General features: G+C 64.7%; 24 protein-coding genes. 13 read left to right on the forward strand and 11 right to left on the reverse strand.

The window, feature by feature from the left end:
• Positions 1-245: 245 nt before the first annotated feature.
• On the reverse strand, positions 246-1,010 hold the full coding sequence (locus GR158_RS01510) for an N-acetylmuramoyl-L-alanine amidase (RefSeq protein ID WP_160869507.1): 765 nt from the start codon (positions 1,008-1,010) through the stop codon (positions 246-248).
• Entirely contained in the window at positions 1,007-1,747 is a 741-nt protein-coding gene (locus tag GR158_RS01515) for a DnaJ family molecular chaperone (protein ID WP_134649585.1), read from the reverse strand. Before GR158_RS01515 ends, GR158_RS01510 begins: the two co-directional genes overlap by 4 nt.
• A gap of 240 nt (positions 1,748-1,987) precedes the next feature.
• On the opposite strand from GR158_RS01515, the gene GR158_RS01520 reads away from it, so the two are divergent.
• The 3 genes from GR158_RS01520 (at position 1,988) to GR158_RS01530 (ending at position 4,955) form a co-directional block, all read left to right on the forward strand.
• A complete protein-coding gene (locus GR158_RS01520) occupies positions 1,988-3,202 on the forward strand; it encodes a pyrophosphate--fructose-6-phosphate 1-phosphotransferase (RefSeq protein ID WP_160869509.1) in 1,215 nt (404 codons plus the stop codon).
• 68 nt (positions 3,203-3,270) lie between these two features.
• Positions 3,271-3,900: a LysE family translocator gene (locus GR158_RS01525; RefSeq protein ID WP_134649587.1), complete on the forward strand. Its 630-nt coding sequence runs from the start codon at positions 3,271-3,273 to the stop codon at positions 3,898-3,900.
• A gap of 131 nt (positions 3,901-4,031) precedes the next feature.
• Positions 4,032-4,955 (forward strand): lytic transglycosylase domain-containing protein, encoded by a 924-nt coding sequence (locus GR158_RS01530; protein WP_134649588.1) that lies wholly within the window; start codon positions 4,032-4,034, stop codon positions 4,953-4,955.
• Positions 4,956-5,026: 71 nt separating this feature from the next.
• On the opposite strand, the gene GR158_RS01535 is transcribed toward GR158_RS01530, so the two are convergent.
• A complete protein-coding gene (locus GR158_RS01535) occupies positions 5,027-5,614 on the reverse strand; it encodes a GNAT family N-acetyltransferase (RefSeq protein ID WP_160869511.1) in 588 nt (195 codons plus the stop codon).
• A gap of 81 nt (positions 5,615-5,695) precedes the next feature.
• On the opposite strand from GR158_RS01535, the gene GR158_RS01540 reads away from it, so the two are divergent.
• Positions 5,696-6,097, forward strand: a complete 402-nt coding sequence (locus GR158_RS01540) for a ketosteroid isomerase-related protein (protein WP_160869513.1) — start codon at positions 5,696-5,698, stop codon at positions 6,095-6,097.
• Here GR158_RS01540 and GR158_RS01545 read toward each other — a convergent pair.
• The gene (locus tag GR158_RS01545) at positions 6,082-7,488 is read right to left on the reverse strand and encodes a serine hydrolase (RefSeq protein ID WP_160869515.1); all 1,407 of its coding nucleotides are present in this window, start codon (positions 7,486-7,488) and stop codon (positions 6,082-6,084) included. The genes GR158_RS01540 and GR158_RS01545 overlap by 16 nt on opposite strands.
• A 72-nt stretch (positions 7,489-7,560) precedes the next feature.
• The gene (locus GR158_RS01550; RefSeq protein ID WP_160869517.1) at positions 7,561-9,120 is read right to left on the reverse strand and encodes a bifunctional diguanylate cyclase/phosphodiesterase; all 1,560 of its coding nucleotides are present in this window, start codon (positions 9,118-9,120) and stop codon (positions 7,561-7,563) included.
• A gap of 232 nt (positions 9,121-9,352) precedes the next feature.
• Here GR158_RS01550 and GR158_RS01555 point away from each other — a divergent pair, with 232 nt between their 5' ends.
• From GR158_RS01555 to GR158_RS01570, 4 genes are all read left to right on the forward strand, one after another.
• Complete coding sequence (locus GR158_RS01555) at positions 9,353-10,027, forward strand: outer membrane protein (RefSeq protein ID WP_160869519.1); 675 nt, start codon at positions 9,353-9,355, stop codon at positions 10,025-10,027.
• 156 nt (positions 10,028-10,183) lie between these two features.
• On the forward strand, positions 10,184-10,963 hold the full coding sequence (locus GR158_RS01560) for a GH25 family lysozyme (protein WP_134651137.1): 780 nt from the start codon (positions 10,184-10,186) through the stop codon (positions 10,961-10,963).
• 141 nt (positions 10,964-11,104) lie between these two features.
• Positions 11,105-12,301 (forward strand): lytic murein transglycosylase, encoded by a 1,197-nt coding sequence (locus GR158_RS01565; RefSeq protein ID WP_160869521.1) that lies wholly within the window; start codon positions 11,105-11,107, stop codon positions 12,299-12,301.
• 115 nt (positions 12,302-12,416) lie between these two features.
• Positions 12,417-13,352: a DMT family transporter gene (locus GR158_RS01570; protein WP_160869522.1), complete on the forward strand. Its 936-nt coding sequence runs from the start codon at positions 12,417-12,419 to the stop codon at positions 13,350-13,352.
• A 484-nt stretch (positions 13,353-13,836) separates the two neighbouring features.
• Here the strand turns inward: GR158_RS01570 and metF are convergent, their stop codons facing one another.
• The 4 genes from metF to GR158_RS01590 all read right to left on the reverse strand — a co-directional run bounded on the left by metF (position 13,837) and on the right by GR158_RS01590 (position 18,499).
• The gene (metF, locus tag GR158_RS01575; RefSeq protein ID WP_160869524.1) at positions 13,837-14,754 is read right to left on the reverse strand and encodes a methylenetetrahydrofolate reductase [NAD(P)H]; all 918 of its coding nucleotides are present in this window, start codon (positions 14,752-14,754) and stop codon (positions 13,837-13,839) included.
• Between the two features lies 1 nt (position 14,755).
• Positions 14,756-15,763, reverse strand: coding sequence for a metalloregulator ArsR/SmtB family transcription factor (locus GR158_RS01580; protein ID WP_160869526.1), 1,008 nt, complete (start codon positions 15,761-15,763; stop codon positions 14,756-14,758).
• A 214-nt stretch (positions 15,764-15,977) separates the two neighbouring features.
• Positions 15,978-17,627 carry an energy-dependent translational throttle protein EttA gene (gene ettA, locus GR158_RS01585; protein ID WP_134651147.1) on the reverse strand — a complete coding sequence of 550 codons (1,650 nt, stop codon included), beginning with the start codon at positions 17,625-17,627 and terminating at the stop codon, positions 15,978-15,980.
• A gap of 107 nt (positions 17,628-17,734) precedes the next feature.
• Positions 17,735-18,499, reverse strand: coding sequence for a ribonuclease (locus tag GR158_RS01590; RefSeq protein ID WP_160869528.1), 765 nt, complete (start codon positions 18,497-18,499; stop codon positions 17,735-17,737).
• A 175-nt stretch (positions 18,500-18,674) separates the two neighbouring features.
• Here GR158_RS01590 and GR158_RS01595 point away from each other — a divergent pair, with 175 nt between their 5' ends.
• From GR158_RS01595 to GR158_RS01610, 4 genes are all read left to right on the forward strand, one after another.
• Positions 18,675-19,634, forward strand: coding sequence for an alpha/beta hydrolase (locus GR158_RS01595; RefSeq protein WP_160869530.1), 960 nt, complete (start codon positions 18,675-18,677; stop codon positions 19,632-19,634).
• Positions 19,631-20,575, forward strand: a complete 945-nt coding sequence (locus GR158_RS01600; RefSeq protein WP_160869532.1) for a DMT family transporter — start codon at positions 19,631-19,633, stop codon at positions 20,573-20,575. Before GR158_RS01595 ends, GR158_RS01600 begins: the two co-directional genes overlap by 4 nt.
• 164 nt (positions 20,576-20,739) lie before the next feature.
• A complete protein-coding gene (locus GR158_RS01605) occupies positions 20,740-21,936 on the forward strand; it encodes a CaiB/BaiF CoA-transferase family protein (protein WP_160869534.1) in 1,197 nt (398 codons plus the stop codon).
• Positions 21,933-23,582 carry a thiamine pyrophosphate-binding protein gene (locus GR158_RS01610; RefSeq protein ID WP_160869536.1) on the forward strand — a complete coding sequence of 550 codons (1,650 nt, stop codon included), beginning with the start codon at positions 21,933-21,935 and terminating at the stop codon, positions 23,580-23,582. Before GR158_RS01605 ends, GR158_RS01610 begins: the two co-directional genes overlap by 4 nt.
• Before the next feature lie 37 nt (positions 23,583-23,619).
• On the opposite strand, the gene GR158_RS01615 is transcribed toward GR158_RS01610, so the two are convergent.
• A complete protein-coding gene (locus GR158_RS01615) occupies positions 23,620-23,958 on the reverse strand; it encodes a TIGR01244 family sulfur transferase (RefSeq protein ID WP_134651159.1) in 339 nt (112 codons plus the stop codon).
• 70 nt (positions 23,959-24,028) lie between these two features.
• Positions 24,029-24,883, reverse strand: coding sequence for a DUF4432 family protein (locus tag GR158_RS01620; RefSeq protein WP_160869538.1), 855 nt, complete (start codon positions 24,881-24,883; stop codon positions 24,029-24,031).
• A gap of 228 nt (positions 24,884-25,111) precedes the next feature.
• Between GR158_RS01620 and GR158_RS01625 the strand changes: the two genes are divergently transcribed.
• A complete protein-coding gene (locus GR158_RS01625) occupies positions 25,112-26,527 on the forward strand; it encodes a L,D-transpeptidase family protein (RefSeq protein WP_160869540.1) in 1,416 nt (471 codons plus the stop codon).
• Positions 26,528-26,532: the final 5 nt, after the last annotated feature.

The raw sequence follows: 26,532 nt of genomic DNA on the forward strand, positions 1-26,532 counted from the left end.
GCAGCAGAAAGTCTTCTCATCGAGTTATCGTCTCCAAAAGGCGCAAAGGCAGAGCCTTGGACGCGCGGCGATCAGGCCGCGCATCCCGCGCAAACGTCTTGATCCTTGTTGATAGCGATCAGGCCCTGACCGCATGTTGCGCTGCAACGAACGCAAGCGGAAAGAACATCCCCAATCGGGTCAGGATGTGGCGAAACGGTAAACTTCCGTTACATTCTGTAATATTAGGAGAGAGGGATATGGCTTCAGGCGCCCAGACGCGGCAGCGCGGAGAGCAGCCTGTGGAGCGTATCGATGGTCGAGAAATCGGCAATTCCGTCGACCCGTACGGGCCGGAAATGCCGCTGGAAAGCCGCCACCGCGCCCTCGGTCTTTTCCGAGTAAATCCCATCGATTTCAACGGCATAACCATAGAGCGACAGCATGGTCTGCAAGGCCTCGACGGGCTGGCCCGCATCCCCCTTCTGGAAGAAGCGGCCGCCGGCGATCGGGGACGGCTCGACCCAGTGCCCGACCCCGCCCGCGTGAAGCCGCTGCCAGGGGAAGTTTTCACCCGGATCGACCTTGCGGATGGGGGCCACATCGCTGTGCGCGAGCACCCGTTCGGGGGCGATATCCCACCTTCGGCCACAATCGAGACACAGTTCCACGACCGCGTCGATCTGCTTTTCGGGAAAATCCGGCAGGCCGCCGGGATGGCCGGCATTGACGATCTCGATGCCGATGGAGGCCGAATTGATGTCGACCTCGCCCTTCCAGAAGCTCTTGCCGGCATGCCAGGCGCGATCGGCCTCGCGCACGAGCTGCTCGACGCGCCCGTCCTCATGCACGAAGTAATGGCAGGACACCTGGCTTTCGGGCGCACGCAGCCACTTCAGCGCGCCTTCGGCCGTTTCCATGCCCGTATAATGCAGGAGGATGATGTCAGGGCGGCGCCCGCCCGCCCGCTCGCCGAAGTTCGGCGACGGCGCGGGGGCCGCGCCGGCATAGTCACATGTGAATGCGCTCATGCAGCGCAGCGTTCCTTCTCGATCGCCTCATAGGCAGCGTTGAGCGCGGCCATGCGGTCGTTCGCAATCTGATGGAACTCGGCCGGCACGCCACGCGCCACCAGCCTATCAGGATGGTTCTCCGAAGCAAGCACACGGTAGCGCTTGCGAATATCGGCGAAATCGTCGCTCGGCTTGACGCCCAGCACCTTGTAGGGGTCGCGGCCGCTGACATGGACATGCCGCGCCGTGATCTGCTCGAAGCGATCCTCGGCCATGCCGAAGATATCGGCGACGCGCTGCAGGAAGGCCATCTCGTTCTCATGGATGAGACCATCGGCCTTCGCGATATGGAAGAGACCGTCGATGATGTCCTCGAGGATCGGGCAATTGTTCTCGCAGGAGACGCAAAGCGCCTTCATCTTCTCGGCATAGGCTTCGTAACCCGCGACATCCTGGCGCGCGAGGTTGTAGAGGCGCGCAACATTGGCCGCCTGATTGTCAGGATATTTGAAGATATCCTTGAACGCATCGACCTCGGCGGTCGTGACGACGCCGTCGGCCTTCGCCATCTTGGCCGAAAGCGCGATCATCGCGACGGAGAAGGCAACCTGCCGGCGCGTTTCCGGGTCGCCCTCGAACAGGGTACGCACGGCCTCGACCACGCCCGTCAGCACATTGCTGGCGGCATCCGAGACCATGCCGACGAGGCGATCCCACACGGCACTGATGAAGCAACTTGGCGAATTCTGGAACATAAGGTGATCTTGATCAGACAATTGCAGGGAAAGCAAGGCAGGAACGGCAGGATAAATAAATTTTGATGACCCTCATTAAGTGGGTCATCCGAATTTTATGGACGCCGAGCCGACGCCTGTGGACGATGAAGACAATCCGTCATGGAGTGCGGATAAGTTCGCCGCGCCGTTTCCCTTGAAGGGGATTCTGCGCTACGAGCAACGCCAACCCACCAGACGTGCAGAAGCCGAGGAGGAATCATGGCCAAGCAGAAAGTCGCAATGCTGACCGCGGGCGGGCTCGCGCCCTGCCTGTCGTCCGCCGTCGGCGGCCTCATCGAACGCTACAGCGATGTGGCGCCGGATATCGAGCTCATCGCCTACCGCTCCGGTTACCAGGGCCTGCTGCTCGCCGATCGCATCGAGATCACGCCGCAGATGCGCGAGAAGGCCCCTCTCCTGCACCGCTACGGCGGCTCGCCGATCGGCAACAGCCGCGTGAAGCTGACCAACACCGCCGACTGCGTGAAGCGCGGCCTCGTCAGGGAAGGCGAAAATCCGCTGCGCGTTGCCGCCGAACGGCTCGCCAAGGACGGCGTCACCATTCTCCACACGATCGGCGGTGACGACACCAACACGACGGCGGCGGACCTCGCCGCCTATCTCGGCGCCAACGGTTACAATCTCACCGTGGTCGGCCTGCCGAAGACCGTCGACAACGACGTCGTTCCGATCCGCCAGTCGCTCGGCGCCTGGACGGCGGCCGAAGTCGGCGCCGGCTTCTTCGACAATGTCAGCAACGAGCAGAGCGCGGCGCCGAAGACGCTCGTGGTGCACGAAGTGATGGGTCGCCACAGCGGCTGGCTCACCGCCGCGACCGCACGCGCCTATATCCAGAAGACCAGCGCCAACGAATATGTCGACGGCTTCATGATGAATGCGCAGATGAAGAACATCGACGGCCTCTACCTGCCGGAAATGGACTTCAATCTGGCCGCTGAGGCCGAGCGCCTGAAATCGATCATGGAGCGCACCGGCTTCGTCACGCTCTTCGTGTCGGAAGGCGCCTGCCTCGACGCCATCGTCGCCGAACGGGAAGCCGCCGGCGAAACCGTCAAGCGTGACGCCTTCGGCCATGTGAAGATCGACACGATCAATGTCGGCAACTGGTTCTCCAAGCAGTTCGCAGCGCTCCTGGGCGCCGAGCGCTCCATGGTGCAGAAGTCGGGCTATTATGCCCGCTCGGCACCGGCCAACCGCGACGATCTTCGCCTGATCCAGAGCATGACCGACCTTGCCGTGGAGAGCGCGCTGAACAAGGTCTCGGGCGTCACCGGCCATGACGAGGGCCAGGGTGGGCGGCTGCGCACCATCGAGTTCCCGCGCATCAAGGGCGGCAAGCACTTCGACACCTCTGCCAAGTGGTTCGGCGAGGTGATGGACGTGATCGGCCAGAAGTGGAAGCCCGCCGCCTAAAACCCGCTTGACGTCCCGAACGGGCGATGGCTTGCTCCCCGGATCGAGATCGATCCGGGGAGTTTTTCATGTCTTTCGAACATTGGCTGGCCTTCGCAGCCGCATCCGCCGTCATGCTGGCCATTCCCGGCCCGACGATCCTGCTGGTCATTTCCTACGCGCTGGGACACGGACGCCGCACCGCGGGCGCCACCGTCGCAGGCGTGGCCCTTGGCGACTTTACCGCCATGACCGCCTCCATGCTCGGTCTCGGCGCGCTGCTTGCCACCTCCGCGGCGATCTTCACCGTGCTCAAATGGATCGGTGCCGCCTATCTTGTCTGGCTCGGCATCAAGTTGTGGCGCGCACCGGTCGCAGCGGGCGCGGATGCCGCCGCACCCGCAGACGAAAAGCCGTTGCGCGTCTTCGCGCACACCTATGTCGTCACCGCGCTCAACCCCAAGAGCATCGTGTTCTTCGTCGCCTTTCTCCCGCAGTTCCTCGATCTTTCCCGGCCCGTCCTGCCGCAGATGGTGATCTTCGAAATCACCTTCCTCGTGCTGGCGACACTCAACGCCTTCACCTATGCGCTGGTGGCTGCGGCCGCCCGCAAAACCATCCGGAAACCCTCCGTCCAGAAGGTCGTCAATCGCACGGGCGGGACGCTGCTCATCGGCGCCGGACTGCTGACGGCAGGCCTCAAGCGGACGTCCGCCTAGGGCTGTTCCGGTCGGGCGGGTTGCCGCATCGCGCCTGATCGGTTAAGAGCGTCTGACGGCCACGGCCGATTGATTTGCAAAAGCAGGGGCGTTCCGGCGCCCCGCATCCCGGCAAACCGAGTACGACGATCATGGCTGATACCCCCGTTTTCCGTTCGGCGCGCATCCCTGCGCTCGCCTGTGCAGGCCTCCTCGTGACGCTCGCCGGCTGCGCCAGCGTCGCCGAAGATGCGACCTCGGCGAAGACAGTGACGCCGACAGCCACGACGACGGAACTTGCCGCCACCGACGGCGCGACGACGGAAGTGGCCTACGCCGTCCTGCCCGTCGCCAAGCCCGGCACGGAAAACACCGCCATGGCGCTGCCGACCCCGATCGCCGTGGCAGGCGTAACGGAAAATGCCCCCGTCTCCGCCCTGACGGAGACGAAGGCGGTAACCGGTGCCGCCGCCGCGACGGCCGCGCTTGCCGGCCAGACGAATGGCGGCGTGATCGCCGTCGCCGACATGCCGCAGGCGACGGATACGGTCATCGGCGTCTCCGTCATGGAACCCGGTTTCGACACGGGTGAGCCGGAAGGCCTGGAACAGCTTGTCGCGACGCACAAGATCGTGCCGCTGGCCAAGCCGACGATCAGCAACGCGGTGCTGACCACGCAGACCGGCCTCGTCGTGCCGCGCGCCGAACAGCCCTTCAGGAAGTCCGGCACGCCGATCGACGACATCATCACGAAATATGCCACCCTCTACGGCATCCCGGAATCGCTTCTGCATCGTGTCGTCAGGCGCGAAAGCACCTACAATCCCAGAGCCTATAACCGCGGCCACTACGGCCTGATGCAGATCAAGTACGCGACGGCCAGGAGCATGGGCTACGAAGGCCCGGCCGAGGGCCTGTTCGACGCCGAAACCAACATCAAATATGCCGGCAAGTACCTTCGCGGCGCCTGGCTGGTCGCCGACGACAAGAATGACGGCGCCGTGCGCCTCTATGCGGCCGGCTACTACTATCACGCCAAGCGCAAGGGCCTGCTTGACGAGACCGGCCTGCGCTAAGCAGCGGCCCTGGAGCATTTCCAGCCGAAGCACGTTCGCTTCGGCGTCGGACAATGTGAAAAAACAAAAAGCTAGAGCGCCGGCTTCAGCCAGAACGTCATGGGCTTTTCGGTCTCCTCGGCCTCGCCGATATCCTGCCAGGACAGCATGGTGCGCAGGTCCGCGCGCTTCTCATAGCCACGCTTGCCCCAGAATGCATCGAGCGGCACATAGCCGGCCGGGCGCAGCGGATGATCGGCCGGGCGCTCGACGGCGCAGAAGGCACACCAGTCGAACCGCCCCAGACGCCGCGCATAGGCTTCGCGCTCCTCGAAGAAACGCACGCCGAGCCCCCTGCCCCGATAGCTGTCCAGCAGCACGGATTCACCGAAATAGAACACCGTCTGCGGATCGATGCCCGCATCGATGAACGGCGCCTTGAATTCACCGGACGCATCCGTCATCGGCACGCCCGTCGAAGCGCCCACGATACGGTCCCCGTCGAGCGCCAGCACGAACAGGCTTTCGGGCGATTTCGCATAGGTCGCGAGGTAGGAGGCCTCGTAGTCTTCGCTGCCCTCGTAGAGATAGGGAAAGGCGCGGAACACCGCGATGCGCAGGCGGGCAAGGTCGGCGATGTGGGGCGTCACGGCATCGCCATGGACAATCTTGATCTGCATGATACGCGAATGTTCCCAGAGGCTTGAACAGTGCTATAAGTCGGGCGGCTTCGGCCAGGAGATAAAGATATGAGGGATGACATGCCAGCAAAAGAGACAATCCGCGCCTATTACGACGCTTTCAACAGGCAGGACATGGAGGCCTTCTTCGACCTCCTGCATGATGAGGTTGTCCACGATATCAACCAAGGCGGACGTCAGGTCGGCAAGGACGCCTTCCGCGATTTCATGGCGCACATGAACCGCAGCTATCGTGAAACGCTGACCGACATCGTCATCATGTCGAACGAGGACGGCACGCGCGGTGCGGCCGAATTCGTCGTCAACGGCCAGTATCTTGCAACGGACGAGGGCCTGCCGGAAGCCAACGGCCAGACCTATGTGTTGCCCGCCGGCGCCTTCTTCGAAATCCGCGACGGCAAGGTCGCGCGCATCACCAACACCTACAACCTCAACGACTGGATCGCTCAGGTCGGCGGCTGATCCGCCTTAGCGCCCGACGCATCCAGCACATCGAGGATGCGCCTGACCAGCGGCTGGGGCCGATAGCCGAGTTTCGACGGCGTCAGACCCAGCCGGATCACCGCAAGGCCGCGGGCCGGCACGATGGCGGCCGACTGGCCGTCATGCCCAAGCATCCAGAACGAGCCCGGCGGGAGGCCGTATTCCGCGTCGGTCTTTTCGCCCGGCCCCTTCGTCCAGGTCTGCATATGGCTGTAGGCGCCCCGTGAGGCCTCCGTCGGCGTGGCCATGGCGGTCACGAATCCGGCGGGCAGCAGGCGGCTGTCCTTCCAGACCCCGTCGTTCAGCAGCAGAAGCGAGAAGCGTGCCCAGTCGCGCGCCGTGGCATACATGTAGGAAGAGCCGACGAAGATGCCCGTCTCGTCCGGCTCCAGAACCGCGCTCGCCATGCCGAGCGGCGCAAACAGCGCCCGCGACGGAAAGGAAAGCGCCTGCGCCCGTCCGCCGGCCGCACTCATCCACAGACGCGACAGCAGCATCGACGTGCCGCTGGAATAGTTGAAGACCTCGCCCGGATTGGCCTGCATCGGCAGCGAGATGACGTAACGCGTCATGTCGGGCTCGAGGAAGAGCATGCGCGTGACATCGGTGACGGAGCCGTAGCTCTCATTGAAGGCAAGCCCGCTTTCCATCGCGAGCAGCTGGGCGATCGTGATGGCGGAGCGCGCATCGCCCTGCCATTCGGGAAACAGGCCTGATATCCGCGGAGACAGCGCGCCCGCCTGCATCAGCCTGCCGAGGAGCGCGGCATTGACCGACTTCGCCATGGACCAGCCGAGCAACGGTGTCTGCGCCGAAAAGCCCGGGCCATAGGTTTCCGCCACGATCCGGCCGTCATGCACGACGACCACCGCCCGCATGCCGGGCCCTGTCAGTTCCGGATCGGCAAGCAGGGCGGCGATGCGCCCGTCCTGCGCCACGCCCTCGCCTTCCGGCCAAGCAATGGCCGGATCGCCCACGGGAATGGAGGCAAGAGCCACATCGGAGACGGCCTGGCGCGCCGCCTGAAAGTCGCCGTCCGGCACCCCCGTGCAGCCGAAGCCCGCATGCCATGCGGCATAGCCGGGTGCGAAAAGGCCGAGAAGCCGGGTCGTCACGGTCTTTTCCTGGAGATCGACGTCCTGCCGCATGAGCTTGAGCAGCGGATGGCCCGGTGCCTGCACGTCCTCGTTCAACACAGCCACAGGGTCGCGGCCGGCGATGAACGTGTTGGAGCAGACGATCTTGGCGGCATAGCCGGAGCCGACGCTGAGCAGTGCCGGCGGCGAAACGATGAGCCAACTCGCCGCGACCGCCATGAACAATGCGAGCGCGGAGATCGTCCAGGCCAGACGCCTGTAGAATCGTCTCATGCAGCCTCTCCTTTCATTGCGGACACAATCAGGATTTGACCGTCATGGAAAGACCTTTCGAAGACGTGACAGTCAGGCCGAAAGCCGGCTTTTCGGCCTCTCAAGGATTGCAGGTACCTCCGATGCGGGCACCGGCGCCGAGATCAGATAGCCCTGCGCCTCGGAAGCACCACGCTGGCGGATGAAGTCGAGCTGCTCCTCCGACTCGATACCCTTCACCGTCGTCGTCACCTGAAAGGCCTGCCCGAGCTTGAGAATGATGTCGACGAGGTCGGCCTCGCGCTTGTTCTCCATCATCGCGCGGGCAAAGGAGCGGTCGACGGTCAACTGGTCGATCGGGAATGTGCGCAGGTTGTTGATCGACGAGAAGCCGAGGCCGAAATCATCGAGCGCGACGCGAACGCCGTGGGCACGCAGCGCGCGAAGCCCCTCGCGGACGGCCATGTCATCCGTCGAAAACACCGATTCCGTCACCTCCACGGTGAGGCGGCCGGGTGCAAGTCCGGTCTCGGTCAGGCAATGCATGACATGATCCACAAACGCCCTGTCGCGGAACTGGGCGGTCGCCACATTGACCACGACACCCGTGGGGGCCGGCCATCCGCTGGCCTGACGGCAGGCTTCGCGCATCACCCAGTTCCCCAGGGGCAGGATGAGGCCTGTCTTCTCCGCGGCGGGAATGAAGGCGTCGGGGACGGTGATGCCCTTCTGCGGGTGCCGCCAGCGCAGCAGCGCCTCGAAGGCGCGGACCGAACCGCTTTCGACGCCGACGATGGGCTGGTATTCGAGGAAGAATTCCTCCGCATCGATTGCCCGGGCGAGATCGCGTTCGATGGCCGCACCCGCCGCTATGTCGGCGGCAAGTGCCGCATCGAAGAAGCGGTAGCTGTTTCCCGGTATGGCCTTGGCCTGGTAGAGCGCGGCGTCCGCTCGTTTCAGCAGTTCCGCTGCCGTGCTGCTCCCATCGGCGATCAACGCGACCCCGATGCTGCAGCCGCTCGTCACGCGCTTCCCCTTCAGGTCCATCGGCATATCGAAAAGACGGCAGATGGTGCGGCAGACGTCCTCGATCTTGCCCTGCGAAGGACTACCCGGGATCGTCACGACGAATTCGTCGCCACCCAGCCGATACACCCGCGCAGCCGGGGAAAGCACATGCGTCAGCCGGCCGGCAATTGTCGCCAGGAGAAGATCGCCCGCATCGTGACCGAGACTGTCGTTGACGAATTTGAAGCGGTCGAGATCGAGAAGCAGCAGCGCAGCGTGCGCGCCCTTTCCGCTCGCCTCAACGAGGGCCAGGATATCGCGTTCGAGACAGGATCGGTTCGAAAGCCCCGTGAGGCGATCGTGATGGGCCTCATGCGCCAACAGCCGCTCCGTCTGGCGCCGCTGGTTGAGCTCGCGCATCAGCTGCGCCTTGGATCGGCCGATCTGGTAGAATCCCACCCCGAAAAAGACGGGCATCAGCGCCAGCGCCGTCGCGGTCGGCGCCGAAAGGTTGAAGAGGCTTTCCTGCATCTCGGTTCGGGTGACGTGATCCGCCACCAGGCAGATTGTTGGCAGGAAGGCACCGAAGACCGATCCGGCCAGCGCATAGCGCCGCTCGATCCCTGGCGACAAGGTTTTGAACATCATGCACCCTAAACCGTTGTTATCATGACAACAGACGCGCCCAGCCACATCGAGGCGCATGACGGTTCTAGCCGACAAAGGATGACAGAGTGTTAAGAGTGTATTGGCGTCCGCACCACAAGAATTCACGGGGAGAATTTTTCTCGGAACCAAGCCGGCCGTGAGGCGTTTGGGGGGTGTTGTCATTCGCGTGCGGGGCTTCGCGCGACCATAGAGTGGGAAGGACCCTTACATGAAATCCATGATCCTCGGTGCCGCAGGCATCATCGTTACCGCTGGCGCCCTGCCGGCCTTTGCCGCTGATATGGCGGTCGCCGAACCGCCTGTGGAAACGCCGATCACGGAAGTCGCCGGCGTCTACGATTGGGGCGGCTTTTACGTCGGTGTGAACACCGGCTACGGCTGGACCGGAGCCGATTACTCCTCGGCCGCGACCGGCGCGTCCCTGTTCGACCATGACCTCAACGGTTGGGCCGTCGGTGCCTATGCCGGCTATAACTTCTTCAACAACGGCTTCGTCTACGGTGTCGAAGCCGACGTGAAGCATGATTTCAACGACGACCGCTTCGACGTTGGCGGCGATACGTTCAAGACAGAGACCCTCTGGGGCGGTTCGGTCCGGGCGCGTCTCGGTTACGCCATCGACCGTACGCTGATCTACGGCACGGGCGGTTACGCCTTCACCAACGCCGCTCTGGAAAACGAGACGACCGGCGTTCGGGAAAAGGACACGCTCCATGGCTGGACGATCGGTGCCGGTGTCGAACAGGCCTTCACCGATTCCGTGGTCGGCCGTGTTGAATATCGCTACAGCGACTACGGCAAGTCCGACGTCTTCGATGCGGCGGGCGTGCGCGGCGACTTCAAGACGCACTCCGTCATGGTGGGTGTCAGCATGAAGTTCTGAGGTTGAAGCCGGGGCGACCCGTCGCCCCGGCTTAACGCTCCGCTAACCGTAATTTTACCAGGATATGCGACAGGTCGTTGACCCGTCTCGCGCGCTGCTCTTTACGCTCGGCCCCTTTCGAGGCAGGATCGGTAAACGCGCAACCACGGGACACTCATGCGTCGGTTCATTCTGGCCCTCCTGCCGCTCGCCCTTCTCGCCACAGCCTGCTCCACCACCGACTACGATCTCGGGGTCACCGCGTCCGTTCCGCCGCGCTTCGAGGACAAGGATCCGCAGGATTTTGGCGCGCGCAACCCGCATCGCCATGAAGTCCACGGCATCGACGTTTCCAAGTGGAACGGCGATATCGACTGGCGCGCCGCCAAGGCCGGCGGTGTCTCCTTCGCCTTCCTGAAGGCCACCGAAGGCACCGATCGTCTCGACAGCCGCTTCGCCGAGTACTGGCGCGGCGCAAAGGCCGCGGGCGTCGCCCACGCGCCCTACCATTTCTACTATTTCTGCTCGACGGCGGATGCGCAGGCGGATTGGTTCATCGCCAATGTGCCGAAGGAGGCCGTGCACCTTCCGCCCGTGCTGGACGCCGAGTGGAACGCCGCCTCACCGACCTGCAAGCTGCGGCCGCCGGCAGACGAGGTGCGCACGGTGCTGAAACGCTTTATGGATCGTCTCGAAGCCCACTACGGCAAGCGGCCGATCATCTATACGACCGTGGATTTCCACCGCGACAATCTCGTCGGCCATTTCGAAGGCTATCACTTCTGGCTGCGCTCCGTCGCCAACCACCCGGAAAACATCTACCCCGCGCGCAAATGGGCCTTCTGGCAATATACCTCGACCGGCGTCGTGCCCGGCATTTCCGGCAACACCGATATCAACGTCTTCGCCGGTTCCGCGAAGAACTGGAACAAGTGGGTCGCCTCCGTTTCCCGCTGAGCGCGCAACACGCACAATGGAAATCGCGGCAAGCCTGCGGGCTTGCCTTTTTCTTCTTGCTTCCGTCACATTCATCTGAGACAGCCGGCCCTATGTTACAGCCCTATGTTTGAGAAGGGCAGCGCACTCAAGGAGCACCAGATGCGGCAGAACCTGAAGACGACACTCGCGGCGAGCCTGACGGCCTTCCTGCTGGCCGGAGGCGCGCAGGCCCAGACGGCAGCGGCCTGCGGCGGCGATCTCGGCGCCTTCCTGGAGGGCGTGAAGGCCGAAGCGCTCACGCGCGGTGTCTCCGCCGACGTGGCCGACCGCGCGCTTGCCGGCGCCGCCATCGACCAGAAGGTCCTGTCGCGCGACCGCGCGCAGGGCGTCTTCCGCCAGACCTTCCTGGAGTTCTCCAAGCGCACGGTCAGCCAGTCGCGCCTCGATATCGGCCGCAAGAAGCTGAACGACCTTGCGGCCGTGTTCGGCCGCGCCGAGCAGGAATTCGGCGTGCCCGGCCCCGTCATCGCCGCCTTCTGGGCCATGGAAACGGACTTCGGCGCGGTGCAGGGCGATTTCAACACCCGCAACGCACTGGTCACGCTCTCGCATGACTGCCGCCGCCCCGAACTCTTCCGCCCGCAGCTCATCGCCGCCATCGAGATGGTCGGCCACGGCGACCTCGACCCGAACGGCACGACGGGTGCCTGGGCCGGCGAGATCGGTCAGGTGCAGATGCTGCCGAAGGATATCATCGAGTTCGGCGTGGACGGCGATGGCGACAACCACGTCAATGTCAAGCAGAGCGCGCCCGACGCCATCCTGACGGCGGCAAAGTTCATCCAGCATCTCGGCTTCGTGAAGGGGCAGCCCTGGATTCAGGAAGTATCCGTTCCCGATGTCCTGCCCTTCGAGAAGACCGGCCTTCAGCCGGGCATGAAGGCGTCGGACTGGTTCGCCCTCGGCGTGAAGCCGCGCGACGGCGATACCGCCTTCGGCAATCTCGAAGCCTCGCTCGTGCTGCCGCAGGGCCGCAAGGGACCCGCCTTCATCACCTATCCCAACTTCAACATCTACCTCGCCTGGAACCAGTCCTTCATCTACACGACGTCGGCGGCCTATTTTGCCACGCGCCTGGCCGGTGCCCCGCCCTATGAGCGCGGCACGCCCGACGAAGGCCTGTCCGAAGACGCCATGAAGGAGCTTCAGGCGAAGCTCCAGGCCCATGGCCACGATGTCGGCAAGATCGACGGCATTCTCGGCTCCGGCACGCGCGCGGCGATCCAGAAGGAACAGCTGCGCCTCGGCATGCCCGCCGATGGCTGGGCGACGCCTGCACTGCTGGCCGCACTCTGACGAAATCGGGTGGCGCAGCGCCATCCCTTGCGCTAGGACTTGCAAGACCTGAGCGGCGCTGCCGGCCCATCCCGGCAGCGCCGCTTCGTTCTCGTCCCGGCACCTGGAACAATCGATGGCACAGCAGGCATCAACGGCTTTGACACGCATGTCTGCAGCCACCTGGGGGCTCCTGAGCCTGCTCGGCCTCATCTGGGGCGGCTCGTTCTTCTTCGCGCGCGTCGCGGTGCCCTACGTGCCGCCGGCCACGCTGGTCCTGCTGCGCGTGGCCATCGCCGCCGTCGCCCTGCACATCTACATCGCCGGCCGCTTTTCGATCTACGCCACGCTGCGCGCCCGCTGGCGCTCGTTCCTGCTGCTCGGCCTCATCAACAACGCCGTGCCGCACATGTTGATCTTTCTCGGCCAGACGCAGATCGGCGCCGGCCTCGCCTCCATCCTCAACGCGACGACGCCGATCTTCACCGTGCTGATTGCCAACCGGATGACCGCGGACGAAAAGCTGTCGCCGGCAAAGATCGCCGGGTGCCTGATCGGCCTTGCCGGCACCGCCGTCCTCATCGGCCCGCGTGCGCTCGCACCGTTCACCGGCGACAGCGGCCCGCCGCTCTGGGCCGTCGTCCTGCCCGTGCTCGCCGCCGTGTCCTACGGTTTCGCTGCGACCTACGGCAAGCGTTTCCGCGGCACCGCCCCGCCGGTCATCGCGGCCGGGCAGCTGACGGCCTCCACATTGCTCATGCTGCCGGTCTCGCTCGCCCTCGACGCCCCCTGGCAGCTTCCCCTGCCCCCAACCGGCGCCATCCTTGCCGTTCTGGCGCTGGCGCTCCTTTCCACGGCCTATGGCTACATCCTGTTCTTCCGAATCATGGCGGCGGCCGGCGCGACCAACACCTCTCTCGTCACCCTGCTCGTGCCGCCCAGCGCCATCCTGCTCGGCGCCGTCTTCCTGGGCGAACGGCTGACGCCGCTCGGAATGCTGGGAATGGCGCTGGTCCTGCTCGGCCTCGTGGTTCTCGACGGCCGCCTGTTCGCCCGGTTTCCAAAACGTTAATACCCCCCGGGGAACAAAGGGCTTTCAGCACCGTTTTGCGAAATACGCAGCCCTTCGACGCCACGGTTGCGCCACACTGGTAAATGAACATTGCCGGCATTCGTCATTTGGTAGGGATTGTGAATTTTTTGTGGCGAGTGCTTTTGCGCATAAATTACAATATGTTAGGCCTGTGAATAACCGACTGCCGCAGGACCGATGTTGCATCGCAGCAACAAAACACCTTTTCAATCCGGTTTTTTCGGTCGTAATATCGAACCGTTAACGCAAGGAGGTCGCCATGGGACTCACACATTCCTTGAATGTTCTGATGATCAGTGCAGCATTCCTCTTCGTCGCAACGATGATCTTCATCTGAGGCGATCAAGCGCAACCAGAGCGGCAGGCTACAACAAGAAATCCCTGCCGGAACCTTTTGAAAAAATGCATGGCCCGGAGACGGTTGCCATGCATTTTTCGTTTCGGGGAATGAGGCGGCGTTTGGTCAGGCCGCGGCGCCGGCAGCCGGACGGCGGTCGACCTTCGCAAGGCCCACGCCGTCGCAGACCGCGGAGACGAGATTGGCGCGGTTCATCGTGTAGAAATGAAACTCGTCGATGCCCCGCGAAATGAGATCCTCGAGCTGGCGCACGGCAAGTTCGACGGCGACGGCCGTGCGCTCCTGCGGCTTGTCGTCGACAGGCGACAGGCGCTCGGCAAGCCAGGCCGGCACCGTGGCGCCGCACATGCCTGCGAATTTCTGGACCTGCGCCAGATTGTGCACCGGCAGCAGGCCCGGCACGACCGGAATGGTGATGCCCGCGCGGCGCACGCGCTCCAGGTAGTGCTCGAACTGGTCGTTGTCGAAGAAGAACTGCGTCAGCGCGCGCGTGGCGCCCGCATCGACCTTGCGCTTGAGCATGTCGATATCGGCCGCGACATCGGCACTTTGCGGATGCTTTTCCGGATAGGCGGAGACGGAGACTTCGAAATCGGCAAGGCCGCGCAGGCCAGCGACCAGCTGCGCCGCATTGGCATAGCCGCCCGGATGCGGCTGGTAGGCCGTGCCCACGCCGCCCGGCGGATCGCCGCGCAGCGCCACGAAATGCTTGACGCCGATGGCCTGGAACTCCGCGACGACGGCGTTGACCTCTTCCTTCGTCGCGCCGACGCAGGTGAGATGCGAGGCCGCGGGCAACCCCATCCCGAGCAGATGGCGCACCGTCGCCAGCGTCGGCACCTTGGTGGAGCCGCCGGCACCATAGGTCACCGACAGGAAGGCCGGATCATAGGCCGAAAGCTGCGTGGCCGTTTCCCAGAGCTGCTTTTCCGCGTCCGCCGTCTTGGGCGGGAAGAACTCGAAAGACAGGCGGATGTCGCTGCGGGACGGCCCCCGGGACGCATTGTCGGTCGCCTTGGTCATGTCAACTCCTTCTGCGGATGGCGATCTTGCCGGCCGCCGGTTCACGCCGGTCGCGGGCAAGCCATATGGTCACGGTCAGCGCATCGGCGGCCGAATGCGCGGGCTTCAGATCGACGATCTCCTCGACGGCGAGCCCTGCCTTCTCAAGCCAGTCGGCAAGGATCTGGTGCGAGAAACCGAGGCGAATATGGGCATGGTCGTTCCGAAGGTGCTCCAGCCCGTGCGGCGCGAGGTCGATGATGGCAAGGCGGCCGCCGGGTGCGAGCATGCGCGCCGCTTCCGCGATCGCCGCCTCGGGCTCCTCCAGGAAGTGCAGCACCTGATGAATCGTCACCACGTCGAACTCGTCGCGCTCGAGCGGCAGGTTGAAGATATCGCCGTGGCGGATGGACGCCTTGGTGATGCCCGCGCGGTCGAGATTGGCGCGCGCCACCGCCAGCATGTCGCGGCTGGCATCCACACCGACGCCGCGCTGGTAGAGCCCTGCGAACAGCTGGAGAATGCGGCCCGTTCCGGTGCCGAGGTCGAGGAAGGCATCGACCGGCTCGGTGCCGATCATCGCGGCAAGCTTCGCCTCCACCTCCGCGTCGCTGACATGGAGGCGGCGCATCGCGTCCCAGTCGGCCGCGTTGCGGCTGAAATAGGCCTGCGCCTTGTCGGCCCGCACCTTCTTCAGCACCCGCAGCCGCTCGTCGTCGCGCGCCAGAACCGCGTCCGCCCCATCGGCCGTCTCAAGCAGCTGGCGCGCCAGCGCCACGGCCGCGCCGCCCTGGCTGAGCCGGAAGAAGGCCCATGCCCCCTCCTGATAGCGATCGACAAGCCCGGCTTCGGCGAGAAGCTTCAGGTGACGCGAGATGCGCGGCTGGGACTGGCCGAGAATGTCGGTGAGATCCGTCACGGTCAGGTCGCCATGGGAAAGCAGCGCAAGCAGACGAAGGCGCGTCGGCTCGCCGGCGGCCTTCAGGATCTCCACGATGTCATCAAGTCCGAGTTTCTGCGCGTCGCCCATGGCTTTTCCAATCAAGACATAAAGATATGTTTATGTGATTAATCCGCTGCTTGCAAGAGCCAATCCACAGGAACCTGCCCCGCGCAAACCCGCCCCACCGTTGATCGTCGCAGGACCGGCGGCGTGCCGCCCGGCCGGATACGGATCTTCCCATTATCGACGGCAAAGAAAAACCCCGGAGAACCGGGGTTTTTCAAACGTGGCGGCAGCAGGCTCAGCGCGTCAGGCGCTTGTAAGCCTGGCTGCCCGGATTGAGCGCATCGGGACCGAGGCGGCGGACCTTGTCCTGCTCGTAGTCCTCGAAGTTGCCTTCGAACCACTCGACATGGCCATCCCCTTCGAAGGCGAGGATATGCGTTGCGAGACGGTCGAGGAACATGCGGTCGTGGCTGATGATGATCGCGCAGCCGGCGAAGCTTTCGAGCGCGCTTTCCAGCGCACCCAGCGTTTCCGTATCGAGGTCGTTGGTCGGTTCGTCGAGCAGCAGCACGTTGCCGCCGGCCTTCAGCATCTTGGCGAGGTGTACGCGGTTGCGCTGGCCGCCCGAGAGATTGCCGACCTTCTGCTGCTGGTCGCCGCCCTTGAAGTTGAAGGCGCCGCAATAGGCGCGGCTGTTCATGTCGAACTTGCCGAGCTTGATGACTTCCGCGCCGCCGGAGATTTCCTCCCAGACGGTCTTGTTCGGGTCGAGCGTGTCGCGGCTCTGGTCGACATAGCCGAGATGGACGGTGTCGCCGATGCGGATGGACCCCGCATCCGGCTGCTCCTGGCCGGTGATCATCTTGAACAGCGTCGACTTGCCCGCGCCGTTCGGCCCGATGATGCCGACGATGCCGCCCGGCGGCAGCTTGATCGACAGGTCGTTGATCAGCGTGCGACCTTCGAAGCCCTTCTTGATGCCTTCCAGTTCGACGACGACGTTGCCGAGGCGCTCGGAGACCGGAATGATGATCTGCGCGTCGCCGGGCCGGATGTTCTCGGCGGCATCGACCAGCTGCTCATAGGCCTTGATACGGGCCTTGGACTTGGCCTGGCGGGCCTTCGGGCTGGAGGCGATCCACTCCTGTTCGCGCGACAGCGCCTTCTGGCGGCCGGCTTCTTCACGCGACTCCTGCTGCATGCGCTTGGCCTTGGCCTGCAGGTAGGCGGAATAGTTGCCCTCGTAGGGAATGCCGCGGCCGCGGTCGAGCTCCAGGATCCAGCCCGTGACGTTGTCGAGGAAGTAGCGGTCGTGGGTGATCATCATCACGGCGCCGGGATAGTCGCGCAGGTGCTTTTCCAGCCACGCGATGGTTTCGGCATCGAGGTGGTTGGTCGGTTCGTCGAGCAGGAGCAGGTCCGGCTGCGACAGAAGCAGGCGGCAGAGCGCGATGCGGCGGCGTTCACCACCCGACAGCACCGTGACATCGGCATCCTTCGGCGGGCAGCGCAGGGCCTCCATCGCCATCTCGACCTGCTGCTCCAGGTCCCAGAGGTTCTGGCTGTCGATGATGTCCTGCAGCTTGGCGCCCTCGTCCGCCGTCTCGTCGGAGTAGTTCATCATCAGTTCGTTGTAGCGGTCGAGCACGGCCTGCTTGTCGGCCACGCCTTCCATCACGTTTTCGAAGGCGGTCTTGGCCGGGTCGAGCTGCGGCTCCTGCTCGAGGTAACCGACGGTCGCGCCCTCGGCGAGCCAAGCTTCGCCGGTATATTCCTTGTCCTTGCCGGCGATGATGCGCAGAACGGTCGACTTACCCGCACCGTTGGGACCGAGGATACCGATCTTGGCATCCGGGTAGAAGGACAGGTTGACGTTCTCGAGGATCTTCTTGGCGCCGTAGGCCTTGTTGAGCCCCGACATGTGATAAATGAATTGACGTGCCATGCAAACGCGCTCCGGGTCGGACAAATTTGCCCGCTATGTAGGCGAATTATCCGCCCGCGGCAATCTCTTGAAGCCAGCGCATACAGCCCCATGCGATCGGCCGGCGTCTATTGCAGGACCGCCCTGTCGGCCGTCGCCGCGCCCGTCCAACCCTCCGTGCACCGCGACGTCGTGGGCTTGGCGTCTGCGATCAGCGCTGGAAGCGCCCCCTCGCCGGCCGCGATACCGATGGTCAGGCCGGTGACCACGGTGCGGTTGCCGGTCTTGCGGCAGGTCAGGCGCACACGTTCGCCGGCGCCTGAGCCGAAGGCGGCATCGAAGGCCTTGCGCACCTCCGCCAGCGTGACCGTGCCGCCGGCCTTGCCGGCAAAGACCGTCAGCACCGGCGATGCGTTGAGCTGGTCGAGCAGGTCCAGCGACCGGGCATAATAGGCTTCCGCCGACGCCGCGACGCAGCTGCCGCTCTTCAGCCAAAGCCTGCGGTCGAAACCGGATCGCACGGCCGGCATGGCGGCCGTAAGGCGGTCTCTGGTCGCCGATGCGAGCGTGACCTCGGGCAGATCGGTCCATGTCCCCTTTTTCGCCTTCTGCGTGAGCGCGGCCTCGACGCCGCAATAGCTCTTGCGCGGCTGGAAACGGCCGACCAGCGAGAAGCGTTGCGCCGCTCCGGTGGAAGCCGAAAACCCGATGCAGCCCTTGCTCTTCGGCCGCGCCGCGCAATAGCCGGCCTGCCAGCCGACGGACAGGACCTCTCGCGTGCCGCCCTTGGCGGGCACGGATTGCGCCCATGCGGCGGCCGGCGCGAAAACCAGAAGGCAGGCGATGAACAGGGATAATGCGGCCTGAACAGGCAAGGCGACGATCGTCTTCATGACGGGCTCCCTTGATGAGAACAAAACAAGATCATATGCAACCAAAAATCATGAAAATGCAACCCCAGAGAATGAAAATCGCGATAAACGCGAGCGTTGACGAAAATACACGTCGCATCCCATTGTCTTTCCTGCGCAAATCACGTTGACCTCTAGACAAACGGGAGGAATGGCCGTGTTTTCCGAAGTCCAGACGCTCAACAGCCCGAGCGGTGCGACGCTTGCGCTGCGCCATGCGCCGGCGCGCGGCAAGCCGCGCGGCATCCTGCTCCTGAGCCACGGCCTTGCCGAACACAGCGCCCGCTATGACGCCTTCGCGACGCGCATGGCGGACGAGGCATTCCATGTCTATGCACACGATCATCGCGGCCACGGCCATACAACGGCGCGCGATGCGCCGCGCGGCCAGTTCGCGCCGAAGAACGGCATCGACCGCGTGCTGGAGGATATGCGCGCGGTCCGCGACCTGGCCATCGGCCGGCATCCGGGCCTGCCCGTCGTGCTGTTCGGCCACTCCATGGGCGGCCTGCTGGCGCTCGCCTATGCCGAGGCGCGTCCCGGCGATATCGATGCGCTGGCCGTGTGGAATTCCAACCTGGAGCCGGGGCTGGCCGGGCGGGTCGCGCAGGTCGTGCTGGCCGCGGAGCGCATGCTGAAGGGGTCCGATGTGCCGAGCGGCATCCTGCCCCGCCTCACCTTCGGCGCCTGGGGCAAGCGCATCGCCGGCGCGCGCACGCCCTTCGACTGGCTGTCGCACGATGCCGCCGCGGTGGATGCCTATATCGCCGATCCGCTCTGCGGCTTCGATGTGAATGTCTCGATGTGGCTCGACATTTTCGCCGTCACCTTCGCCGATGCGTCCGCCGAAGGGCTCGGCCGCCTGCCGAAATCCCTGCCGATCCACCTGGTCGGCGGCGGTGAGGATCCGGCGACGGAGAACGGCAAGGCGACGCGCGCCTTCGCAGCGCGACTTGAAAAATCGCGGCTTGAGGACGTGACGACAACAGTCTATCCCGGCATGCGCCACGAGACGCTGAACGAGATTGCGCCCCTGCGCGACCCGGCCGTGGACGCCTTTGCCGGCTGGTGCCGGCGCGTGGCGGAGACCAAGCGCCGGAGCCCCGAAGCCGCATGAGCACGTCTGCCGTAATGCCGTTGCGCAACGAGGTCAGCCTCGGCCTCTTCCTCATGGTTCTCTCGGTGCTGGTGTCCCCGGTCATCGATATCTTCGCCAAGCTCGCCGTCACCGCCGTGCCGGCCACCGAGATCACCTTCGTGCGCCTGCTCTTCCAGATGGTGGTGCTGGCACCGATCTGCCTGATGCGCGGCACCCTGCTGGATGTGACCTGGCGCAAGATGGGCCTGCATGCGGCCCGCGGCCTGCTCATGGCGATCACCATGATCAGCTTCGTCACGGCGCTCGCCGTCATGGAGGTGGCGGATGCCATTGCCATCTTCTTCGTCGAGCCGATCATCCTGACGATCCTCGGGTCGATCGTGCTGAAGGAAACCATCGGCTGGCGGCGTTACACGGCCTGCGCCGTCGGCTTCTTCGGCTCGCTGCTCGTCATCCGGCCCAGTCTGCAGGAGGTGGGCCTCATCGCGCTGATGCCTGTCGTCGCGGCGTTCTCGCTGGCCCTTTTCTTTCTGCTGACACGGCTCGTTGCCCAGAAGGAGGATCCCTGGTCCATGCAGTTCTATGCCGGCTTCTGGGGTGCGCTGTTCGCCGGCCTGCTGCTTGCCGTCGGCAACAGCCTCGGCATCGGCATGCTGACCCCGGTCATGCCGGACCTCAAGAACACGCTTTACATTGCCGGCGCCGCCATCGCCGCCACCATTGCCGGCGTGCTCGGGGTCTATGCCTACCGCTCCGCGCCGGCCTCGACGCTCGCGCCGCTGCAATATCTGGAGATCGTCTCGGCGACGGTGCTTGGCTGGTGGGTGTTCGATCATCTGCCCGACGCCATTAAATGGCTCGGCATCGCCATCATCATCGGCTCGGGCCTCTATGTCATCTGGCGCGAGCGGCAGGTCGGCAAGACCGCCACCATCCCGACGGTCAACACGCCGATCTGACGAAAGTAAAATGCGGCGCGCGCGGCAGGCATCAAGTCAGTCTGAGCCGTCATCACCTGCCATGTCCCCGCCGCTATGCGGCCCGCGGGCTTTTTGTTATCCAGGGGAAAACAGGCGAAAAGCCCGATGGGTGCATGCATGCGGCCATCGCGGAGGAGTGCACCATGGACAAGTCGAACCTGCCGCTTGCCGGCATCAGGGTCATCGAACTGGCGCGGGTCCTTGCCGGCCCCTGGGCCGGGCAGATGCTGGCGGATCTGGGCGCCGATGTCATCAAGATCGAGAACCCGGATGGCGGCGACGATACCCGTGCCTGGGGCCCGCCCTTCGTGACGGGCAAGGACGGCGAAAACCTGTCGGCCGCCTATTACCATTCCACCAACCGCGGCAAGCGTTCCATCGCCGTCGACCTGAAGACCGAGGAAGGCCGCGACACCGTCCACCGCCTCATCGCCACGGCGGATGTGGTGATCGAAAACTTCAAGGTGGGCGGCCTCGTGAAATACGGGCTCGACCATGCGAGCCTCGCCAAACGGCACCCGAAGCTCATCTACTGCTCGATCACCGGCTTCGGGCAGGACGGCCCCTATGCCGCACGCGCCGGCTACGATTACATCGTGCAGGGCATGTCGGGCTTCATGTCCGTCACCGGCGCGCCGGACGGCGAGCCGATGAAGGCGGGCGTCGCCATCGCCGATATCTTCACCGGCATCTATGCCGTCACCGCCATCCAGGCCGCCCTCATCCATGTGATGAAGACGGGCAAGGGCCAGCACATCGACATGGCGCTGCTTGACGTGCAGTCCGCCGTGATGGCGAACCAGAACATGAATTTCCTGGCCTCCGGCACGGCGCCGACGCGGCTCGGCAACGCCCATCCCAATATCTCGCCCTACGAGGTCGTGCCGGCATCGGACGGACATGTCATTCTGGCGGTGGGTAATGACGGGCAGTTCCGCAAGCTCTGCGGCATCCTGAAGCTCGAAGGCATGGCGGACGACGAGCGCTTCGCCACCAACCGCGCGCGTGTCGCAAACCGCGACGAGGTGCGCCGCCGCGTCACCGCCGCGACGGCGACCATCGCCAAGGCCGAGCTCCTGGTCGCCTGCGAGCGGGACGGCGTGCCCGCCGGGCCGATCAATTCGATTGCCGAGACCTTCGACGATCCGCAGGTCAAGGCGCGCGGCCTGCGTGTCGACCTGCCGGATGCGGACGGCAACGTCATTCCCGGCGTGCGCACGCCCATCGTCTTTTCCGGCACGCCGCTCGTCTACGACAGGCCGAGCCCGCGGCTCGGCGAGCACACCGAGGCCGTGATGGCCGAACTTGGCATCCTTGAAACGGGAAAGAAAAACGCATGAAGACCGGTGGCCAGCTGATCGTCGATGCCCTCGTTGCCAATGGCGTGAAACGCGTTGCCTGTGTTCCGGGCGAAAGCTATCTCGCCGTGCTCGATGCGCTGCATGATACCGATATCGACGTGCTCGTCTGCCGCCAGGAGGGCGGCGCGGCGATGATGGCCGATTGCTGGGGCCGGCTTACCGGCGAACCCGGCATCTGCATGGTCACGCGCGGACCGGGCGCCACCAATGCCTCTGCCGGCCTGCACATCGCCCGGCAGGATTCCATCCCGATGATCCTGTTCATCGGCCAGGTGCAGCGCGACGCGCGCGAACGAGAAGCCTTTCAGGAGGTGGAATACCGCCGCGCCTTTACCGAGGTGGCGAAATGGGTGGCCGAGATCGATGACGCCCGCCGCATCCCGGAATTCGTGACCCGCGCCTTCGCCATCGCGACCTCCGGCCGCCCCGGCCCCGTCGTGCTCGCCCTGCCGGAGGACATGCTGAGGGACGCGGTCGAGGCCGTGGACGCGAAGGCCTATATGCCGGTCGAAGCCCATCCCGGCCCAAGACAGATGGCCGAACTCGCCGCCCTGCTCGAAAAAGCCGAACGACCGCTCGTCATTCTCGGCGGCACGCGCTGGTCGCAGGAGAGCGTCGCGGATGTCGCCGCCTTCGCCGAGCGCTGGTCGCTGCCGGTCTCCTGCTCGTTCCGCCGGCAGATGCTGTTCGATCACCTGCATCCGAACTATGCCGGCGATTCCGGCATCGGCATCAACCCGGCGCTGGGCAAGGAGATCCGCGAAGCCGACCTCGTCCTGCTTCTCGGCGGCCGCTATTCCGAAATGCCCTCATCCACCTACAGCCTGCTGCAAAGCCCCTATCCGCAGCAGACGCTGGTGCATGTCTATCCCGATCCGTCCGAACTCGGCCGTGTCTATCGGCCGGACCTCGCCATCTGCGCCGCGCCCGACGATTTCGTCGCCGCGCTGGACGGTCTCGCTCCGAAAACCGCCCCGCGCTGGGCGGCCCGCACCGCAGCGATGCATGAGGCCTATCTGAAGTGGTCGACGCCGCCGATGACGGGCCCGGGCGACGTGCAGATGGGCCCGATCATGGCGTGGATCGAGGAAAACACGCCGGAGGACACGATCTTCACCAACGGCGCGGGCAACTACGCGACCTGGGTGCATCGGTTCCACCGCTTCCGCCGCTTCGCCACGCAGGCCGCGCCGACCTCCGGCTCGATGGGCTACGGCCTGCCGGCCGCCGTCGCCGCCAAGCAGCTCTTTCCCGGGCGCGAGGTCGTCTGCTTTGCCGGTGATGGCTGCTTCATGATGCACGGCCAGGAATTCGCGACCGCCGTGCGCTATGGCCTGCCGATCATCACCGTCGTCGTCAACAACGGCATCTACGGCACGATCCGCATGCATCAGGAGCGGGAATATCCCGGCCGCGTCAGCGCCACCGACCTCACCAACCCGGACTTCGCGGCACTCGCCATCGCCTATGGCGGCCATGGCGAGACGGTGGAGAAAACGGAAGACTTCGCGCCGGCCTTCCTGCGCGCCCGCGCCAGCGGCAAGCCGGCGATCATCGAGGTGAAGCTCGACCCGGAAGCGATCACGCCGATGCGTACGCTCTCGGATATCCGGGGCGGGAAGTAGTCTGGAGCGGGCGTAAAAGACCCCTCGTACCGCGCCCTCAGCCGCGAATGTGCTGGGTCTGTTCGTAGGTCTTCGTCGAGCGCATGCCCGAGCGGCAATAGCCGAGCATGGGGCGCGGCAGCTCGTCGAGCGCATCGACCATGCCCTGCACCGCTTCCACCGTCACGCCCATCGGGCCGACCGGCACATGGGCCGTCTCGATGCCGAGTTCGCTGGCGCGCGCGGCAATCGCCGAGAATTCCGGCTGGCCGGGTTCCTCGTGGTCGGGGCGGTGGCAGACGATGGACTTGAAACCCATGGCGGCAATCGCGTCGAGGTCCTCGACCGTGATCTGGCCGGAAACGGAATATTCGTCGTTGATCTCGCGGATATCCATGGACGTGTCCTTTCCCAAAAAGATGCGATCACCGTTTAAGCCCGTGCCGCGGGAGCGTCAATCGCGCGTGCTAGCGCACCTCGAAGGAGAGCGCATAGCCGACGCTTTCGCCGGGCGCAAAATCCGGCGCCTCGCCGCTGGCGATCAGCGCCTCGCGTGCGGCCAGGCGATGGGATACCGGCTCGATGCCGAGCACGGCGCAGCCGGCCGACTGGTTGCGCCACACCTGGAGCCAGGGCAGCGTATCGGTCCGGAAGCGGATATGCACGCTGCGTCCGCCAAGCGCGGTGATCGGCCCGACCGATATCTCGGCCCAGCCATGCGCGGCCGTCTCTGCCGTCGGCACGCAGAAGATCCGCATGTCGCCGTCCTCGAAGCGCCAGGGAACGCTGCCGCCGGGCAGCATCGCGCCGGTCAGCCGCGTATCCGCATCGAACAGGCCCGTGCCGAAATTGATGTGGTACATGGCAAACGGCGGCCAGGACGTTTCACCGGTATTGGTCACGAGATCGTCGAGCGTGATGTGGCCGGTAAGCCTGTCGGCCCGCCAGCGGCGCGAAAGCGCCGCCGTCCCGCCATGCGCCAGCGCGACATCGACATGCCCCTCGCAGACCACCTCGCCCTCATCCGCTTCGATCTGGATATCGCGGGCGGGATGAGAGGAGAGCGACCCGTGCAACGGATAGCGGCGGCCGTCCGTCGCCCCCTCGACCGGCACGGGGTGGCGGATATGGTCGGGCCCGCAGGTGAACAAAAAGCCCGGTAGCGCCTTATCAATGCGAGGATCGCCGTCGGACGGTATGGCCGTGCCGGGGGTGATGTCCACGCCATGGAAGACGGCAGCGCCGACGTCGAGTGCAGACTGCGGCGTCAGCTCGAGATGAAAGGCCTTGTCTTCCGTCGAGGCGGTCAGGGCGAAAGTCATGATTGGCTCCGGCCGGGATTGAGGAGAACGGGATGCTAGTGCCAACAGTCACACAACGCCACCGGCAGCACGGACCGGCCCGCAGATTTCTGGCGGCTCGCTGCCCTGGTAACAACTATTTGCATGCTGTGTTGACGTTACGTTCACCATCAATTTAGATTTTCCATATTAAGGTCTGAATTCAAGTGTTCCGTCCGCGCGATATATGCAGTCTGGCAGGTTGAGACCGTGAAATCGATACTGAAATCAAGCATTTCGCTTATTGCTGCGATCTCCGTGCTCGGAATCGCCACCCTGCCCGCCGCCGCGCAGCAGCACCAGCTTTCGCGCGATACGGTTCTCGTTTCGCCCGATGGCGACATTCTCGACTACGTTCCCAACGATGGCAGCGTGCGCTGGACGCGCGACAATCGCGGCCGCTCGGTGCTGGTCGATTCGTGGGGCGAGGTCATCGCCACCGCCATGCCGGCCGACAGCTACTTCGCCCGCGGCGACGACTATCGTCCCCGTCGCGACCGCTATCGCCCGGTGCGCGGCTATGACGAAACGAATCCGGAATACTTTCCGCCCGCACCCGGCTCGGACTATGGCGACGACGTGACGACGGGCTCCGTACCGGAAATGCGTGAGGCGCTGCCGGGCGATATCGAGCGCCAGCAATTGCCCAATGCCGATTTCGGCGGCTCGCAGGCCATGCCCGAATTCAACGACAACGACGACATGGCCGCCCTGCCGGCCGATCCGAACCAGGAGTTCGTGCCCGGCCCGAAATTCGCGCCCGCCACCGCGCTTGGCAAGATGTCGTCCAACGAGGTCACGGCGCTCCAGGTCTTCCTCGACCGCGAGGGCTTCTCGCCCGGCGTCATCGACGGCAAGAAGGGCTCGAACGTCACCAAGGCCATCGAGGCCTGGCAGAACGCGACGGGCGACACGCTCGACCCGAACAATACAGAGGACATTCTGGAACGCCTGCGCCTGTCCGGCGGCATGGCCTTCACCACCTATGAGATCACCGCCGCCGATGCGGCCGGTCCCTATGTGGCGTCCATCCCGGAAGACTACGCCCACAAGGCGGCCCTTCCGCACCTGTCCTTCACCTCGACCACGGAAATGCTGGCCGAGAAGTTCCATATGGACGAGGCCTATCTGAAGGAGATCAATCCGGGTGTGGATTTCACCATTCCCGGCACGATCGTCAAGGTCGTGGACATCGGCAAGCCGAAGACCGGCAAGGTGGCCAAGATCCTCGCCGACAAGGGCCGCAAGCAGGTGCTGGCCTATGATGCCAATGGCACGCTGATCGCCGCCTATCCGGCGAGCATCGGCTCGGCCGATACGCCCTCGCCGTCCGGCACGGTCACGGTCGAGCGCATCGCGCTCAATCCGGGCTACACCTACAATCCGAAGATCAACTTCAAGCAGGGCAGCAACGACAAGGTGCTTACCCTCCAGCCCGGCCCGAACGGCCCGGTGGGAACGGTATGGATCGCGCTGTCCAAGCCGACCTACGGCATCCACGGCACGCCGGAACCGTCGAAGATCGGCAAGACCCAGAGCCACGGCTGTATCCGCCTGACCAACTGGGACGCCACCGAGCTCGCCAAGATGACGAGCGCCGGCGTCACGGTCGAATTCGTCGACTGACGGAT

The sequence above is a fragment of the Shinella sp. AETb1-6 genome, from assembly GCF_009826875.1.
In the GTDB taxonomy this organism is placed as follows: domain Bacteria; phylum Pseudomonadota; class Alphaproteobacteria; order Rhizobiales; family Rhizobiaceae; genus Shinella; species Shinella sumterensis.

Excerpts from the sequence above, each read along its gene's own strand:
- GR158_RS01510 (WP_160869507.1), bottom strand. The coding sequence starts at position 1,010 with ATGAGCGCATTCACATGTGACTATGCCGGCGCGGCCCCCGCGCCGTCG.
- GR158_RS01615 (WP_134651159.1), bottom strand. The coding sequence starts at position 23,958 with ATGGATATCCGCGAGATCAACGACGAATATTCCGTTTCCGGCCAGATC.
- GR158_RS01515 (WP_134649585.1), bottom strand. The coding sequence starts at position 1,747 with ATGTTCCAGAATTCGCCAAGTTGCTTCATCAGTGCCGTGTGGGATCGC.
- GR158_RS01570 (WP_160869522.1), top strand. The coding sequence starts at position 12,417 with ATGGCACAGCAGGCATCAACGGCTTTGACACGCATGTCTGCAGCCACC.
- GR158_RS01590 (WP_160869528.1), bottom strand. The coding sequence starts at position 18,499 with ATGAAGACGATCGTCGCCTTGCCTGTTCAGGCCGCATTATCCCTGTTC.
- GR158_RS01530 (WP_134649588.1), top strand. The coding sequence starts at position 4,032 with ATGGCTGATACCCCCGTTTTCCGTTCGGCGCGCATCCCTGCGCTCGCC.
- GR158_RS01525 (WP_134649587.1), top strand. The coding sequence starts at position 3,271 with ATGTCTTTCGAACATTGGCTGGCCTTCGCAGCCGCATCCGCCGTCATG.
- GR158_RS01600 (WP_160869532.1), top strand. The coding sequence starts at position 19,631 with ATGAGCACGTCTGCCGTAATGCCGTTGCGCAACGAGGTCAGCCTCGGC.
- ettA (WP_134651147.1), bottom strand. The coding sequence starts at position 17,627 with ATGGCACGTCAATTCATTTATCACATGTCGGGGCTCAACAAGGCCTAC.
- GR158_RS01565 (WP_160869521.1), top strand. The coding sequence starts at position 11,105 with ATGCGGCAGAACCTGAAGACGACACTCGCGGCGAGCCTGACGGCCTTC.
- GR158_RS01555 (WP_160869519.1), top strand. The coding sequence starts at position 9,353 with ATGAAATCCATGATCCTCGGTGCCGCAGGCATCATCGTTACCGCTGGC.
- metF (WP_160869524.1), bottom strand. The coding sequence starts at position 14,754 with ATGACCAAGGCGACCGACAATGCGTCCCGGGGGCCGTCCCGCAGCGAC.
- GR158_RS01550 (WP_160869517.1), bottom strand. The coding sequence starts at position 9,120 with ATGTTCAAAACCTTGTCGCCAGGGATCGAGCGGCGCTATGCGCTGGCC.
- GR158_RS01520 (WP_160869509.1), top strand. The coding sequence starts at position 1,988 with ATGGCCAAGCAGAAAGTCGCAATGCTGACCGCGGGCGGGCTCGCGCCC.
- GR158_RS01535 (WP_160869511.1), bottom strand. The coding sequence starts at position 5,614 with ATGCAGATCAAGATTGTCCATGGCGATGCCGTGACGCCCCACATCGCC.
- GR158_RS01560 (WP_134651137.1), top strand. The coding sequence starts at position 10,184 with ATGCGTCGGTTCATTCTGGCCCTCCTGCCGCTCGCCCTTCTCGCCACA.
- GR158_RS01580 (WP_160869526.1), bottom strand. The coding sequence starts at position 15,763 with ATGGGCGACGCGCAGAAACTCGGACTTGATGACATCGTGGAGATCCTG.
- GR158_RS01545 (WP_160869515.1), bottom strand. The coding sequence starts at position 7,488 with ATGAGACGATTCTACAGGCGTCTGGCCTGGACGATCTCCGCGCTCGCA.
- GR158_RS01610 (WP_160869536.1), top strand. The coding sequence starts at position 21,933 with ATGAAGACCGGTGGCCAGCTGATCGTCGATGCCCTCGTTGCCAATGGC.
- GR158_RS01620 (WP_160869538.1), bottom strand. The coding sequence starts at position 24,883 with ATGACTTTCGCCCTGACCGCCTCGACGGAAGACAAGGCCTTTCATCTC.
- GR158_RS01540 (WP_160869513.1), top strand. The coding sequence starts at position 5,696 with ATGCCAGCAAAAGAGACAATCCGCGCCTATTACGACGCTTTCAACAGG.
- GR158_RS01605 (WP_160869534.1), top strand. The coding sequence starts at position 20,740 with ATGGACAAGTCGAACCTGCCGCTTGCCGGCATCAGGGTCATCGAACTG.